The organism is Bradyrhizobium sp. Y36 (genome assembly GCF_002531575.1).
Taxonomy (GTDB): domain Bacteria; phylum Pseudomonadota; class Alphaproteobacteria; order Rhizobiales; family Xanthobacteraceae; genus Bradyrhizobium.
Genome location: NZ_NWTI01000013.1, coordinates 94,353 through 109,396 on the forward strand (window position 1 = coordinate 94,353; position 15,044 = coordinate 109,396).

Consider the following 15,044-nt stretch of genomic DNA (forward strand, 5'->3'; position numbering starts at 1 on the left):
AAGGAGCTGACGGGATTACGGCGTCACGGGATTGACGGTCGGGGATGTCCTGGGCCCCGGCCGTGCCGGCTCGATCGGCGATTTCGGGCTGGTCGGCAGCACCTCGGCGCCAGCGGCATGCGCCGCTTCGCCTGTGGTCGCATACATCGCCACGTGCGCCGGCTGGGTCTTGGCGCGATTCCACGGGCCGTGGTCGACGATCAGCATTGCTGCAATCGTCACGCCTGCCACGATGAGCGCAATCACGCCGGGATGGCGGAGCGCGGTGGAGATAGAGTTCGCGAAACGACTTGTCATCGAAGGATCCGCTATTGTCCGACTGTTAGGTTAATTCAAAGGCGCCCCTCCCGGTTCCCTGCATCCTTCCAGCAAGTTCCGGACCAAACTGGCGCGCCTTCCCTTCTGCGGCAGCAAAAGCTGCCCGCACCAAGAACGGCACGCACTCCCGCCGTTGCCCTTGTCACGCACTGAGTGCCGTCCACGAGATCTACTCGCCCGGAGCGATCGCGTTGCTCGGCGTTGGCCGGTCGGTGATCTGCTGGCCAAACAGGCTGCCGATGAGCTCGACGGCAGTGCGCGCCGTCCGGCCACGTTCGTCCAGAAAGGGATTGAGCTCGACGATGTCGACCGATCCGACCACACCGGAATCGTGCAACAGCTCCATGATCAGGTGCGCCTCGCGATAGGTCGCACCGCCCGGCACCGTGGTGCCGACGCCCGGCGCCACGCATGGGTCGAGGAAATCGACGTCGAAGCTGACATGTAGCACGCCGTTGCTCGCCTTGACCCGCTCGATGACGCGCCGGGCCAACACGGCGACGCCGAACTCGTCGATCTGACGCATGTCGACGACCCTGATCCGGCGCGCGCGCATCAACTCCTTTTCCAGCTTGTCGATCGAACGCGCGCCGAACAGATCGAGCCTGTCCGGGTCGATCGACGCGCGCGGATCGTCGCCGAGCAGGCCGTCGAGGCCGGGTTCGCCGCACAGGAACGCCGCCGACATGCCGTGCATGTTCGCGGTGATCGTCGTCTCCGGCGTGTTGTAGTCGGCATGGGCATCGAGCCAGAGCACGAACAACTCCCGTCCTCGCTCCTGCCAATGACGCGCCATGGCATTGACCGATCCCATGGACAACGTGTGATCGCCGCCAAGGAAGATCGGCAGGGCGCCGGTCGCCGCGATCTCATGGCCTCTGCGGCTCAGGATCCGCGTCCAGCGCTGGATTTCACGGTAGTGATTGGCTCTTTCCGGCGGCCTGTCGGTGAGGTCCCGGACCTCGCTTGCGGACAGATCGCCGTAATCGACGACCTCGAAATCCAGATTTTCAAGCAGTGTCGCAAGGCCTGCAGTCCGCAGCGCCGCGGGGCCCATCAGAGTGCCGCGCTGCGATGCCCCCATGTCGATGGGCGCACCGAGCAGGGCGATGCGCCGGGCTCGATCCATGATTGTCCGATCGGTCACGGCTGTCTCCTAATTCAGCAAGGCTGCCACCAACCTAGCAGAGATTCGCATCCGGCGTTTCCCGGGGGACGCCACCGCCGACACATCGTCCGGAACAAAATCCCGCGCGCTGAATTGCTCATTCAAGGCCGGCACCCGCCGTTAATGACGGCGCCTGTCGCGGATAGCCAAAGGTCATCAGACCCGCTGTTCAAAACGAGCGCTCGCGCGGATAGCCAAAGGTGCCGGCCTCAATCACTTGCCTCGGAGATCGCGCTTGAGCACGGAGATACCGCAATCCACGTCCCAACCCGGAATGGCCGAACGTGCCATGGACACGGCCGCGGACGTCTCTCGCACGATCGGTGAAGTTGCCGGTGGTGTGCACGCAGCCGTCGACCGTCTGACCTCCGCAGTCGAGGAGTCGCGGAGACCTGGCGGAGCTCTCGCGACGGTCGCAGCGATCACGCGCGAAGCGCCGCTTGCGAGCCTCTTCGTCGCCTTCCTTCTTGGCGTATCGGTCGCGCGGCGGCGCTAGAAGCGACGTTACGCTCCTCAGGCAGCGCTGACAGCCTCGAGTTCAGCTGCCAGGAATTGCGTTTCAAATACCTGCGCCGGCATCGGCCGACCGAAGAAATATCCCTGCCCTTCCTCGCATCCCATGCTGACCAGGAAGTCGGCCGTGGCTCGGTCCTCGATGCCTTCAGCCACGACGGTGAGGCCGAGCTGCTTGCTGAGGCCGACGGTCGAGCTGACGATGGCAGCATCGTCGGAATTGGCCAGAAGACCGAAGACGAACGAACGGTCAATCTTGAGCCCGTCGAGCGGAAACTTCTTGAGATAGCTCAGGCTCGCATAACCGGTACCGAAATCATCGAACAGGACTCGGACGCCGAGATCCTGAATCCGCTTGAAGATGGCGAGCACGCGGCGTTCGTCCTGCAGCAGGATATCTTCCGTGACCTCGATTTCGAGAAGCGATGCGGTCAGTCCCGTCGCTTCGAGCAGCGCTGAAACTGACTGGGCGAGATCGCCGGATTGAAGCTGCGAGGGCGAGAGATTGATCGCGACCCGCACGTTGCTGCCAGATAGCTCCCACGCGCGCGCCTGACGGCAGGCCGTCTCCATCACCCAGTTCGCGATCCGCTCGGACAGAGCCGAGCTGTTGACCACTGGCATGAACTCCCCAGGGGAGACGTAACCGCGCACCGGATGTCGCCAACGGATGAGCGCTTCGGCACCGACCAGGCGACCGTCGATCAGGCGGACCTGGGGCTGATAGAACAGTTCGAACTCGCCCCGATCCGCCGCAAGCGCCAGTTCGCTCTCCAGCGTCAGCCGGTTCTCCAGCTCCTGCCTGATCGCGGCCTCGAAGAGCACATGGCTGCCCCGCCGCGTCGCCTTGGCACGGCTCAGCGCAAGATGGCCGTTGCTCAGGAGTTCGTCAGCGTTGTGTCCGCCTTCAGGATAGACTGCAACCCCGATGCTGATCCTGACGCGGTGCTGCCGCGCAGCCGTCGCGAGCGGCGCTTCGAACGCGTGCGCGATCCGCTCGGCGAACGCCGCGATCGGCTCGCCGGCCTCGGCACAATCAAGCGCGATCGCGAATTCGTCGCCGCTGAGCCGGGCAACGACCGCCTTGCCATCGACCTCGATCCGGAGACGCTCAGCGACGGCTCGCAGCACGAGGTCGCCGGCCGTATGCCCAAGCATGTCGTTGATCTGCTGGAAGCCGTCGAGCCCGATCACGAGCAATGCGACCTCGCGGGGCTGTCGCTCAGCATCCGCAACCATCCCGACCAGGCGGGCATGCAGCGTGTTGCGATTGGCAAGACCGGTCAGCGCGTCATGTTCGGCAAGATATTTGACGCGTTCGGCTTCGCGCTTGCGGACCGAGATATCGCGCAGGATCGCGCCGTACTGAAAGCCATCCGTTCCTTGCCAGCCCGAAAAGCTCGCCTCGACGGGGAAGGTTTCGCCATTCTTGCGCCGCCCCTCGAACTCGACGACGACCGCCCCGCCCGGAACGAGCAGCGCCTGGCGCGCTGCGTCGTGCATGGATGGTCTCGTGTCGCCCTCCGCCGCCTGCACGGCGCACAGCGTTTCGAACGGACGGCCGATCATCTCGGCCGGCGCGTAACCGAAGATCGCACTGGCGCCGGGATTCCAAACCGTGATGCAGTGATTCTCGTCGGTGCAGACGAGACCGTCGCCGAGCGACATCGCGATACGGTGAAAGCGGCTCTCGGCGATGCGTCCGAGCAGACCGCGAAAATCGAGTTCGTCCAGCGCAATCGCGGTCAGATAGGCGACGATGGCAATGTGCAGCAGCGATGTGTCGATGACGAGGGACCATCTCGCCTGCACGAACGCTGCGGTCAGCTCGATAGCCGCCCCGGTGCCGACCAGGATTGCAACGCGAATTCCCGGCCCGAGGCGACGCCACGAATACATCATCAAGAGGCAGATCACGCCCAGGCCGAGGATCATGCCGAGATCGGACGTCCAGCGCAGCATCCGGCCCTGAAGGATCGATTCCGCGGCCAGCGCCTGGAGCACCGGCCCCGAGACGATCTTGCCGTTGGGAACGCTGAAGCGGTCGCCGAGCTCGAGCGCGGTGGCGCCGACGATGATCTTCTTGTCTCTCAGCTTGGCGAGCGCGGCAGTATTGCCGCGCAGGACGTCGACATAGGAGACAACGGGAATGGAGGCCGCACGAATGCTGAAATCGATCAGGAAAGGCGGCCGCCGATTGGCGTCCTTCCCGGCCAGCACGACGGCCATCGACGGCATCACGGCATCGCCGAGCTTCTCGCCGAACGGATAGCGTCGGACGAGGCCGTCGGATTCGACTGCGACGTTCACCACGGCCGGCCACGACTGGTTGCTGAAGGGCTTCAAGGGGCGATTGATGTGGGCCGGGCCACCATTCGGCGTCGGCTGCTTGAAGGACGGCAGGATGGTCGAGCCGCCGACCTCGCGAAGGGCCTTGACGAAGGCCTCGTCAGAAGCGGTATCCGATGGCGTGCTGAAATCGACGTCGAAGGCGATGTCGCCCGCTCCCGCCGCCGCAAGGCCCTGCAGCAGCTCCGCATGCAGTCGGCGCGGCCAGGGCCACACCCCGATCTGATCGATGGACGGTGCGTCGATGGCCACCACCACGACGTCGCCGCTGGCCTCACGCGATTGCCAGGCGAACCGCAGATCGGTGAGCGCGTTGCGAAGCGCACCATGCCATCCCGTGGACAGCACGATCGCGAGCGCGATCACGACTAGGATATGCGGCCGATAGCGTTTCACCCGATCCTCCCGCGCGCCCGCTTCTGCGGGCGCCCCCCGTCCGTCTAAGAAGCCGCCTCAGCGTCGGCCGTAGGCGTGACCATGGCCGTTGCTGCCGTTGCCGCCGCCATTGCCATTGCCGTTACCGTTGTTGCCCTTGCCGTTGCCGGTGGCACCACTGTTGCCGTTACCGTTGTTGCCGTTGCCGTTGTTGCCATTGCCGTTGTTACCGGAATTACCATTGCCGCCGGCGTTTCCGTTGTTGCCGCCGGAGCTGTCGCTCGAGGAACCGGCGGTCGCTGCCGCGATGGCCGCGCTCGACGAACTGCTACTGCCAGCCGTTGCAGCACCGCTTGTCGTCACCGCGGTCTGGACGGCGCTATTCGATGCGGTCGTGCTGGTCTTGCCGTCGCTCCAGACGGTCTCGGCACCCGTGCTGGCGTTCGCGTTGCGCACCTGGCCGGGAGCCGCCGCGCCATGGGCGAGTCCGCGCGTGACCTTATGGACGTTCAGCTTGACCTCGCCGAGCGAGCTCGAGATGCGCACGATTCCGGCCTTGGGCGCGTGACTTCCTGCCGCCTGATGCGCCTGCTTCAGCGCGCCAGCCGCCTTGCTTGCCTTGTCGATCGGGCCGAGCGCGTGGACCGCATGGCCGTTCGCCGCATTGCGCGGCGCGGTCAATCCCGATTTCGGCACGGGAATGCGCTCGATGCTCGGCGCCCGCGGCTTGCCCTGCTCGATCGCGTTGAACGTCCCGGCGCCGCTCAGGCTGAGACCGGGCTTGCCGTGCTCGAAGGCCGTGGCCGCCTGCCCCTTCATGACCTGGGCAATCTGTCCCGTCCTGAAGTCGGAGACCTCGACCTGGCCGCGCAACACGCCGACCTTGGTGCTGCCTGCTCCCACCGTGACGCTGAACTGCGTTCCCTTCACCACGGCGGCGAGATAGGGCGTCTCGACCTCGAAATGCTTGACGTTGCGCTTCTCGACCTCGAGCAGGATCGACCCCGCCTGCTGGATGATCGTGGTCGACAGACCCTCCTTCTTCTCGGCCGGCAAGCCGACCACGGAGTTGGGAGAGATCAGAATCGTTTCCTCGCCGCGGACGAGCAGGACGCGTCCATTGCGCCCGGTACGGATGGTATCGCCTGGTTTCAGCGTCCCTTCCTGGCTCAACGACACCTGCTGCGCGCCGTCCGTTGCAAGCCAGACCTCGCCCGACGACTTGCTGACCGACCAGGCCCCGTCATCGGCGGCAGATGCGCCGGAGGCCGTTCCCAGGATCAGCGCGGCCAACAAGGCGCACCGCATTCCAATCTTGCCGAACATGACGATCCCTCAGTCCGCGTTACAGCCAAGCCTGAGGGGTATCCGAAATCACTCAAGATAGAATTAGCGGGAAGCGACCAGCGGAGCGGCCGGATTAACCAATCATTGACCATAAAAATCTATGAAAAATCATGCGCCTAACGAAGCCTTACCGCCGCGCGGCAATTCCTCCGTGGAACTACGGGGAAAGGTCCCATGCGCGCGTTGGGAAGCGGCATCTCGTTACCGCGCTGACGGTGTTGCTACCGATTTTCACTGGAGTTCCCGCGGCGCTCGCCCAACAGGCCAACCAGCCCGGGTTCGATCCGCGCCAGCCCGAGAAATACTTTGAAAACCAAACCGAGCGGGAAACGCTGAGCCGGCCGCCGGTCAGGCTGCCGACGGTCGGACAGCCCAACACCGGTGGCGATACCAAGCCGCAATTCGTGCTGCGCGGCGTCAACGTCAGCGGCGCCCACGCCATCTCCCGCGATCGCATTGCCGCGGTCTATCAACCTTATCTCGGCAAGAAGGTCTCGCAGGCGGATCTTGCCGGGATCGCCGGTTCGATCAGCGATCTCTACCGCGCCGACGGTTTCCATCTGAGCCGGGCGATCGTGCCGCCGCAGGACATTGCCGACGGCCAGGTCCGGATCCAGGTGATCGAAGGCGCCATCGTGGAGGTCGAGCTGAAGGGCGACGGCGCCGAACAGTTCGGCGTCAGGCCGATGCTGGGGCCGGTTCTGGCGGAGCAACCGTCGCGCCTTCCGACGCTCGAACGCCAGCTCTTCCTGATCAACGGCAGGCCGGGCGTTCGGATCACCGATAGTGCTCTGGAGGAAATCGGCGGCACCTCCGGCCGCTTCCGTCTCATCCTCTCCTTGAAGACATGGCACGTCTTCTCCTCGTTCGGCCTGGACAATCTCGGATCATCCTCGGTCGGACCGTGGCAGACCTACGCCACCGGCGCGTTCAACTCCTACCTCGCGCCCGGAGACACGCTGGCGGTCAACCTGTCGACCATTGCCAACGATCCTCGCCAGCTCGGCTTTGCGCGTCTGTCCTATGACACGCCCGTCGGCGTCGACGGCGTGCGTCTCGGCGCCTCCGTGCTCTACAGCGCGGTCAGGCCGGGCGATCTCCGCCGCCTCGACAGCGACATCACGACGACCGAGGCCTTCGAACTGCGTGCCAGCATCGTTCCGCTGCAATCGCAATCCTCCACGCTCACACTGACTGCGGCGACGACCTTCAGCAATGTATCCGAGCACGACCTTTACGGCCCCTGGTACAACGACCACATCAGGACGGCGAGCCTGACCGCCGACTATCGCCTGCAGGATTCCTTCGGCGGCACCAGTTTCGCGACGCTGACCTATCGCCAGGGCCTCGACGTCTTCGGCGCTTCGCATTTCGACGACGATCTGTTGTCGCGCGACGGCGCCTCCTCGAACTTCTCGGTGCTGAATCTCTGGTTCACGCGTTACCAGACGATCAACGATGCCTGGTCGCTCAAGCTCGCTGCGGCGAGCCAGACCGCATCGCGGCCGTTGTTCACCTCGCAGCAATTCTATCTCGGCGGCTTGGCCTTCGGCCGCGGCTATGGCGCAGCCGAGATCAGCGGCGACAACGGCCTTGCCGGCTCGCTCGAACTGCGCTTCGACCAGAAGCTCAATTTCCGCTACTGGACCGGCTATCAGCTCTACGCCTTCGGCGACGCCGGCGCCGTCTGGAACGATGGCTATCGCCTGAGCGACGGCCTGTCGCTCACCTCGGCCGGAGCCGGCGTGCGCTTCTTCCTGCCGGACGATTTCCAGGCCGATCTCGGCGTAGCCGTTCCCCTGAGCTACCGGGCGCCGGACAACGAGCGCCGCAGCCCCCGCTTCCTATTCACATTGTCGAGCGCGTTCCGGCTATGCCCCGAACGCGGCCGGTCGGGCTGCCTCTAGTCCCCCGGTCATTTGCGCAAGTCGCTCCGACATCCGGGCCTTTTGCGCGCCTGCTCACAGAGTTGCCTAAATTTAATCCCGTAACCTGCTCACGGTTGCTCGATCCGGGAGTTCCCAATGGCCATGTTCAGCCAAACGTGATTTGAGACCAAACCATGAAGCGGGTGCTTGCAATCCTGGCGTTTCTCTGCGTCCTCGGCATCGGGGAGTATTTCCTCGTCAGCCGGCTCGCGATCCGCCACGAGGCCTTGGCGCTGTTCGACGCCTCGCGGCAGCGGCCGATTTCAGTCGATTTGGCGGTGCGGCGGGATTACGAGACCAAGGCCAATCTCGGCCTCTGGAAGCTTCCGCTCGCCATCATCAGCAACGGCCACACCGTCAAGGCGACCGAATACTCCTTCCTGGCCAACGTGCTTGCCGCGCGCGGCTATCTGGTTGCCAGCATCCAGCAGGACCTGCCGAGCGACCCGCCGCTGATGACCCATGTCGGCCAGCAATATGTCGGCCGGCGCGAGGTCTATATCCGCTGCGAGGCCAACATCCTGTTCGTGCTGGACCAGCTGCGGAGACAGCAGGAGAACGTCGATTACGACCACATCACCCTCGTCGGTCACTCCAACGGCGGCGATGTCTCCATGTATGTCGCCCATCAACACCCGGAGCTGGTGTCGAAGGTGATCACGCTCGACAATCTGCGGGTCCCCTTCGTGCGCAGCGACGGCATGAAGATCCTGTCGTTCCGATCGAAGGACCCGCATTTTGTGACCGATCCCGGCGTGCTGCCGACGCCGGAGGAGGCCAAGGCGAGCGGTATCGACATCATCCACACCGGCGCCCAGCACACGGAAATGAGCGATCGCGGCCCCAACTCGGTCAAGGAGAAGATCCAGGAAACGCTCGACCGCTTCCTGCGCGACAGCGCCAGCAGCGCGCTGGCGCCGGCCGACACGAAAAGCCCGATGATCATGAATCCGGGCGATTATTAGCCGCAATCCGCTTTGCGGCAGATCAAGGCGCCTCCGAGACAGCAGGCTACAAGGTCCTATGGCCTCGGAGAGACACGTGTCCAACTATATCGAAAGTCTTGATACGAAGGGTCTCGACACGACAAGTCTTGACACCACAAGCCTTGATATAAGAAGTCTCGATATAAGAAGTCTTGGCCTGCCCGCGGCGAGAATGCCGGCGTTCTTACGGCATCTTCATCGTTCGGCCCGCAAGCTGCTGCGGTCGATCGTCGCCCGTATTGATCTCTCGCAATTTCCGGGATCGTGCTGCGGGTAGAAATGCGGCCGCAACGAACGCATGAAGGTTACCCTATGCGCCAGCATTTGAGACGAATTGGCCTGCTGCTTGCCGTAACTTCGAGCGTCGGCACCTCGGCCGCGCTCGCAGCCGATGCCGACCACGGCGCCGACCTTGCCAAGCGCTGGTGCGCAAGCTGCCATGTCGTCGCTGCCGGCCAGACCCAGGCGAGCGCCGACGTCCCCTCCTTCGCCTCCGTGGCGCGCAGGCCGGACTTCAGCCCGGAGAGGCTGGCCTTCTTCCTGCTCGATCCGCACCCGAAGATGCCGAATTTCCCCCTGAGCCGGACCGAAGCCGGCGACATTGCGGCTTACATCGCGACGCTGCGTTAAAGCATGATCCGGCCCCGAAGGGCCGCGTTAGCGCAAAGTGCGAACCGGTTTTCCGGAACGATCATGCGCAAACAACAACCCAGAGCAAGATGACGGTTCGTCCAAATCTCATCGCGCGTTAGTCGCGCGCCGGGCACGGCACCTGCCAGAAATGCAAATCCCTGCCGGAGGACCGACAGGGATCAGCAGAAGAGATGACGGACGGCGAACGCCCTCATTCGGTGGTCCGTCAAAGGATCTGCGCCAGCATCGGATCTCCACGCCGCGCAAGCCCGATCTTGTGGGCACGCCGTGCGCCGGCCGCAAATCAGGACTTACCCTTGCCCGGTTGCATGAGACTGCCGGTCATCTGCCGCATGTGATCTCCGGCACTGGTGAACTGGCTGCGCAGGAAATCGGACTGGATTCGCATCGCTTCCTGAAGGTCGGTGGCGTGAACCAACTTGCGCGCATGCTCGAACGCCGACTTCATATTCTGCTCGGTGAAAACCAGCGCCTGCTTCGACACCTCCGTCCCCGCGCCCGGAACGGTCGACATCGACTTGCTGGCGGCTTCGAAAAACATGCCGAATGCCTTTTCGGCCTGGTCAATCGTCTTCTCGGCCAGGTCGCGCAGTTCGGCCGGAACTTCGAGCTTCGGTTCGATCATGGTCGCACTCCTCCCGTTTCCCGACTGGATACCACACTTGCGGGATCGCCTTCCAGCGGCCAGCGTCGGGGAAACCCCGCCGGCGGTCCGGCTCCGGCAGGAAAACGGAAGAAAGGGACGTGAGGCGCGCGGCCGGATCAGGACAAGGGGTGCTCGGGAAGAGCTTCTTCGGTGGCGAGGTCTTCGACCAGCTTGATGACCTCGAAACGCTGTCGAGGCGCGAGCTTCAGGAACGCGCGGAGCAGGCGCAGACTTTCGACCGTGCCGCCCGCGGGCGCGCCGAGCCTGAGGTGCAGTTCAGCCGCGAAATTGACGTTCTTCATCTCGCACCTATGACAAGCATCGGCCTTCGTGATCCACTCGAGAACCGAACGCCACAACAAGACGCCACAACAGGACCCCTATGGCGACAACCCTCGGCCGGGTGGGCCCGGCCAGCTGGCACGCTGAACGAACGTCCGAACGACGGGCTCAACCGTCTGGTTGCAATTATGCCAAGCAACAACTGGTCCGGCAAGTCCCACCGTTGATTGAGTGATGCTTCGTTCGCATCGCGCCACGGCAATTCCGGATAACAGGAATATCGACCGCCGTCACCCACCTGCGTCAAGAAGCGTCATCATCACGCACAGAGCCCCGATCGCTGTCAATCGGCACAACGTTTCTGCTTGTTTCCGATATGAATGGACGTTGGCGACGAATTGGCGCTTCACCAGCGCATACACGCAATTGTTGCGCCAGACTTCAGCGGTTGTATCGACGCCGAAATGCATCGATCCCGGAACCGGATCTCTCCAGACTCCTGATTCCGACGCGGCCGCGGTCCCGGCCAATCCGAAAATGTTTCCGCCCATGAACCGTTGTCCATAAGCGAGCGACCAAGCCGTTGCGACACGGCCACGCAGACAACGGGCGCCATGGCTGAAACTCTTCGATTCGGGCGCGCGTCAGCACTAAAGGACGACGGCATGCTTTCTCGCTGCGATCTCATCAAGGGCGCCGCGGTCGCGCTCTTCACCCTCTCGATACAAGGCGCATGGGCGCAGGAGACCAAGATGAACCTGTTCAAGATCATCACCGTCAAGGACGAAATCGTCGTCGGATTATCGGCGGAGGAACTGCAGGGGCTCGGCGGCAATGATGCGAGCGCGGTCGCGCACGCGCTGGCGCAGAAGGGCGATCTCACGGTCTGGCAATACAACGTGCATCGCGGCCCGAATGGCGAACTGCAGCAGGCCCCGACCGCCAAGATCGGGCTTCTGGCCAACGCCTCGCTCCGCGTCGAGCCCTACACGACACCTTACCAGATCGTGCCGCATCCCTGAGCAACCGGCTGACACGCCGGCGGCGATGGCCGCCGGCGTACCGTCTTCATCCGCGCCGCTCCGCCCGCTGCGCCCCCGTTGCCGTCGCAAAGCCGTAGACCAGCGCCAGCCGGTCCAGGCATTCGCGAAAGCGCCGCGCAAAGTAATCGTTCCAGCGCTGCGTCCGGACGGCGCGGCGCACGGCGATCTGATCCATGGTCAGGCCCAGTATCAGCACGTCGTGCACCAGCGCGGCGCCGTCCGTGCCGAGTTCGCGCTCGACCCGGTTCAGCCGCAGCACCGCCTGGCGCTGGCGCTCGGTGACCGGTTCGCGCGTACGCGCGCCATCGACATATTCCCTCGTCGGGTCCATCGCTTGAGGCCCCCGCTCCGCCCTTTCCCAATCGTTCTGGAAGGCACGTCCGCCGAGGTATTGCGCCTCGTCGATCTGATGGTGGGCGTGCAGCCGGCCGAGAGGATCGCCGCGGATCGACCGGACGGCCAGGATCTTCTCACCGGAATCCAGCGCCAGCGGATTGTCGACCTCGACCTCGGTCACGTCGGCATTGAACGGCAGCTCGCGTGACCGCCTGTCGTAGATCTTCGCCAGTTTGTAGGACTTGTTGCGTCGGACGCGTGCCAAGCGGATGCTCCTTTGCGAAATTGACGATTGGACGGGGCGCACGAGGTCAGGCCGCAGAGACCAGCCTCAGCACGACAGGACCCGGGACGCGCGAGGACGCAGCACCGGAGCGGCGTGTCAGGCGCGCATGCGGTGCGCAATAGCTGGAGCCCGGCCGGCAGGGATGACCGCAGAAGGCGATCGCCTCCCCGTCCTTGTCGCCGCCATAGGGATAGCGGCAGTCGGCCGGCTCGAGCTCGACCAGTTGGAGCAGGCGCGGCTGAACGCCGACGCAGCGGAGCTTCACTTGCGCCGCAGGCTTCATTGCGGATTTCGGCGGCAAATTCAGGTTCGGCAACACCGCCCGGCGCGGCGAGACCGGAGCCTCGCCCGGCAAATAGGGCGCGAGCGATGGGCTCGTGATCCATTCCGGTATGACGAGCCCGAGCCGCTTGGCGCGGCCGATCACCGCGTTGCGCGTGTAAGCCGTTCCAAACCTTGCGTTAATCTGTCTTGCGATCTCCGCATAAGACATCCCCTTGCGAAAATAGTCGCGCAGCGCGTCGGAATGCTCCGACGGCCAATGGCCCGGTTCCATAATGCTGTCCTGTGATGCGCCTCCTCCGATCGCTCGACCGGATGGCGAGACGCACTTTCCGTTATTCCGAAGCTCAAGTCAAGCCATAATTCTGATATTCATAATTGCATCAATTCCGAATTTCGGATTACAAGAGGCAAGTCGGTGCGCAAACGAGGGAATCACCATGTTGGACGTTGCAATGATCGAGCGGGGCCTGGAAAAGACGGGCAAGAGCAAGGGCGGCCTCGCGGCGGCCATGGGCGTGCGGCCCGGCGCGGTCTCGGAGATCCTCGGCGGCGAGCGTCTGGTGAAGGCTTCGGAGATCATTCCGATCATGGAATATCTCGAGCTCAATCTCGCACCGATCATGGGCCGCGTCGGCGCCGGTGCCGTGATCGAGCCGGATTACGAGCAGGTTCCGCCGGAGGGGCTCGGCGACATCGCACTGCCCTTCCCGATCATGGAAGAAACCGTCGCATTCGAGATCGTGGGCGATTCGATGCTGCCCAAATACGAAAGCGGCGACGTGATCGTGGTCTACAAGGATCAGCGCCATCCGCTGTCGAGCTTCTACGGCGAGGAGGCCGTGGTCCGGCTCAAGACCGGCGAGCGCTATTTGAAGACCATCGAGCGGGGCAAGAGCCCGTCCGTCGTCAATCTCACCAGCTTCAACGCCAAGCCGATCGTCGGCGTCAAGCTGGACTGGGTCGGCGAGATCTGCCTGTCCATGCCCAAGGGCCAGCTCGAGCGGCTGCGTGCCAAGTCGGCGCGTCCGCGCAAGAAGGGCAAGTGACGACGATTTCCGTTATTCGGAAATCGCCCTTGACTTTATTCTGATTTTCGGAAATACTCTGCCGCGTTCCCGGTGACGGGCGCGCGGCAGGATCGTTTCATGCAGTATTTCGTCGTGATGATCGACTATGGACGGCGCGGCCGCGAGGCGGTCGTCGATCCGGAAATCACCCGGCGCGAGGTCGTCTCCCGGATCGCCTCGGGGGAATACCAGAACATCTCGTTCATCCACGAGATCGCGGAGAATTCGGTCGAGGACGTCACCGAGGCCATCCTGGCCGAGGCGGCCCTTCCCATGATCGACCCCGAAGAGGTCGATCTCCAGGCAATCCGCCTTGATCACGCCCGCGACCTGCGCAAGCACGAACGGACGTGACGCAGGCCCTGAGTGACCTGCGCCACCACAAATCGAGGATCACACCGTGAGCACGGTCGATCCCGTGGTCTTGCGCGCGGCGAGATCGGCATGCGCCCGGGCGGCATCCCTCAAGGGATAGGTCTGGTGCACCTCGATCTTGACCGCGCCGGACTTGACGACGTCGAACAGCTCGTTCGCCATTGCGACCAGATTCTCCCGCTTGGCGGCGTAGGTGAACAGCGTCGGCCGGGTGACGTAGAGCGAACCCTTCTGGGCCAGCAGTCCGAGATTGAGCGGCTCGACCGCACCGGAAGATTGACCAAACAGCGCGGCAACGCCGAGCGGCGCGAGGCAGTCCAGCGACTTCAGGAAGGTGTCCTTGCCGACGGAGTCGTAAACCACCGGCACCTTCTTCCCCCCGGTGATCTCGTCGACGCGCTTCACGAAATCCTCGCGCGTGTAAATGATGACATGGTCACAGCCATGCGCCTTGGCGAGCTTGGCCTTCTCATCGCTGCTGACCGTGCCGATCACGGTCGCGCCGAGATGCTTGGCCCACTGACTGAGGATCAGGCCGACGCCGCCGGCTGCGGCGTGCAGCAGGATGGTGTCGCCGGCCTTCACCCGATAGGTCTGCCGGATCAGATATTGCGTCGTCAGCCCCTTCAGCATCATCGCGGCCGCGGTCTTGTCGTCGACGCCATCGGGCAGCTTCAGCAGACGGTCCGCAGGGATCAGCCGCGCCTCGGAATAGGCACCGAGCGGCGAGGCGCCATAAGCGACACGATCGCCCGGCTTCAGATCGGTAACGCCAGAGCCGACTTCCTCGACGACGCCGGCCGCCTCGCTGCCCAGTCCGCTCGGCAATTGCGCCGGGTAAAGGCCCGAGCGGTTGTAGATGTCGACGAAGTTGAGACCGACGGCGGTGTGGCGAATGCGCGCCTCGCCCGGTCCGGGCTTGCCGACGCTGACTTCCTCCCAGACCAGGACTTCCGGACCGCCGGTCTTGTGAAAACGAATGGCATGCGTCATGGGCGTTACTCCCTTTTCGTTGGGTGATGGGCCGAAAAAGCCGGATTGGCCGCAGAAATAGGCATTCTGTCCGCCCGTTACAGTACAGGCACG

Annotated in this window: 18 protein-coding genes; 8 read left to right on the forward strand and 10 right to left on the reverse strand. The window is 63.9% G+C overall.

The window, feature by feature from the left end:
* Nucleotides 1–15: 15 nt before the first annotated feature.
* Nucleotides 16–297, reverse strand: coding sequence for a hypothetical protein (locus CO669_RS21390; protein WP_097661919.1), 282 nt, complete (start codon nt 295–297; stop codon nt 16–18).
* 190 nt (nt 298–487) lie between these two features.
* Nucleotides 488–1,465: an arginase gene (gene rocF, locus CO669_RS21395; protein WP_097661920.1), complete on the reverse strand. Its 978-nt coding sequence runs from the start codon at nt 1,463–1,465 to the stop codon at nt 488–490.
* Between the two features lie 256 nt (nt 1,466–1,721).
* Here rocF and CO669_RS36400 point away from each other — a divergent pair, with 256 nt between their 5' ends.
* The gene (locus CO669_RS36400) at nt 1,722–1,982 is read left to right on the forward strand and encodes a hypothetical protein (protein ID WP_097661921.1); all 261 of its coding nucleotides are present in this window, start codon (nt 1,722–1,724) and stop codon (nt 1,980–1,982) included.
* Nucleotides 1,983–1,999: 17 nt separating this feature from the next.
* On the opposite strand, the gene CO669_RS21405 is transcribed toward CO669_RS36400, so the two are convergent.
* The gene (locus CO669_RS21405; protein WP_097661922.1) at nt 2,000–4,744 is read right to left on the reverse strand and encodes an EAL domain-containing protein; all 2,745 of its coding nucleotides are present in this window, start codon (nt 4,742–4,744) and stop codon (nt 2,000–2,002) included.
* Nucleotides 4,745–4,801: 57 nt separating this feature from the next.
* Nucleotides 4,802–6,049, reverse strand: a complete 1,248-nt coding sequence (locus tag CO669_RS21410; RefSeq protein ID WP_097661923.1) for a FecR family protein — start codon at nt 6,047–6,049, stop codon at nt 4,802–4,804.
* 131 nt (nt 6,050–6,180) lie between these two features.
* Between CO669_RS21410 and CO669_RS21415 the strand changes: the two genes are divergently transcribed.
* The 4 genes from CO669_RS21415 to CO669_RS21425 all read left to right on the forward strand — a co-directional run bounded on the left by CO669_RS21415 (nt 6,181) and on the right by CO669_RS21425 (nt 9,614).
* Nucleotides 6,181–7,977, forward strand: coding sequence for a ShlB/FhaC/HecB family hemolysin secretion/activation protein (locus CO669_RS21415; protein ID WP_097661924.1), 1,797 nt, complete (start codon nt 6,181–6,183; stop codon nt 7,975–7,977).
* Between the two features lie 155 nt (nt 7,978–8,132).
* Nucleotides 8,133–8,963 (forward strand): alpha/beta fold hydrolase, encoded by an 831-nt coding sequence (locus tag CO669_RS21420; protein WP_097661925.1) that lies wholly within the window; start codon nt 8,133–8,135, stop codon nt 8,961–8,963.
* Between the two features lie 76 nt (nt 8,964–9,039).
* Nucleotides 9,040–9,261, forward strand: a complete 222-nt coding sequence (locus tag CO669_RS35345; RefSeq protein WP_143278706.1) for a hypothetical protein — start codon at nt 9,040–9,042, stop codon at nt 9,259–9,261.
* Between the two features lie 35 nt (nt 9,262–9,296).
* On the forward strand, nt 9,297–9,614 hold the full coding sequence (locus tag CO669_RS21425; protein ID WP_097661926.1) for a c-type cytochrome: 318 nt from the start codon (nt 9,297–9,299) through the stop codon (nt 9,612–9,614).
* A gap of 307 nt (nt 9,615–9,921) precedes the next feature.
* Here the strand turns inward: CO669_RS21425 and CO669_RS21430 are convergent, their stop codons facing one another.
* From CO669_RS21430 to CO669_RS35350, 3 genes are all read right to left on the reverse strand, one after another.
* Nucleotides 9,922–10,263: a phasin gene (locus CO669_RS21430; protein ID WP_097661927.1), complete on the reverse strand. Its 342-nt coding sequence runs from the start codon at nt 10,261–10,263 to the stop codon at nt 9,922–9,924.
* Between the two features lie 137 nt (nt 10,264–10,400).
* Nucleotides 10,401–10,586, reverse strand: coding sequence for a hypothetical protein (locus tag CO669_RS36080; RefSeq protein ID WP_198964162.1), 186 nt, complete (start codon nt 10,584–10,586; stop codon nt 10,401–10,403).
* Nucleotides 10,587–10,856: 270 nt separating this feature from the next.
* Nucleotides 10,857–11,117 carry a hypothetical protein gene (locus CO669_RS35350; protein ID WP_143278707.1) on the reverse strand — a complete coding sequence of 87 codons (261 nt, stop codon included), beginning with the start codon at nt 11,115–11,117 and terminating at the stop codon, nt 10,857–10,859.
* A 114-nt stretch (nt 11,118–11,231) separates the two neighbouring features.
* Between CO669_RS35350 and CO669_RS21440 the strand changes: the two genes are divergently transcribed.
* The gene (locus CO669_RS21440; RefSeq protein WP_198964163.1) at nt 11,232–11,588 is read left to right on the forward strand and encodes a hypothetical protein; all 357 of its coding nucleotides are present in this window, start codon (nt 11,232–11,234) and stop codon (nt 11,586–11,588) included.
* Between the two features lie 46 nt (nt 11,589–11,634).
* Here the strand turns inward: CO669_RS21440 and CO669_RS21445 are convergent, their stop codons facing one another.
* The gene (locus CO669_RS21445; RefSeq protein ID WP_097661929.1) at nt 11,635–12,210 is read right to left on the reverse strand and encodes a hypothetical protein; all 576 of its coding nucleotides are present in this window, start codon (nt 12,208–12,210) and stop codon (nt 11,635–11,637) included.
* A 46-nt stretch (nt 12,211–12,256) separates the two neighbouring features.
* Nucleotides 12,257–12,787, reverse strand: a complete 531-nt coding sequence (locus CO669_RS21450; RefSeq protein WP_097661930.1) for a GcrA family cell cycle regulator — start codon at nt 12,785–12,787, stop codon at nt 12,257–12,259.
* Between the two features lie 166 nt (nt 12,788–12,953).
* Here CO669_RS21450 and CO669_RS21455 point away from each other — a divergent pair, with 166 nt between their 5' ends.
* On the forward strand, nt 12,954–13,562 hold the full coding sequence (locus CO669_RS21455; RefSeq protein ID WP_018644790.1) for a S24 family peptidase: 609 nt from the start codon (nt 12,954–12,956) through the stop codon (nt 13,560–13,562).
* A 99-nt stretch (nt 13,563–13,661) separates the two neighbouring features.
* Complete coding sequence (locus CO669_RS21460) at nt 13,662–13,937, forward strand: hypothetical protein (protein ID WP_097662019.1); 276 nt, start codon at nt 13,662–13,664, stop codon at nt 13,935–13,937.
* A gap of 39 nt (nt 13,938–13,976) precedes the next feature.
* Here CO669_RS21460 and CO669_RS21465 read toward each other — a convergent pair whose 3' ends face one another.
* Nucleotides 13,977–14,951, reverse strand: a complete 975-nt coding sequence (locus tag CO669_RS21465; RefSeq protein ID WP_097661931.1) for a quinone oxidoreductase family protein — start codon at nt 14,949–14,951, stop codon at nt 13,977–13,979.
* Between the last annotated feature and the right edge of the window lie 93 nt (nt 14,952–15,044).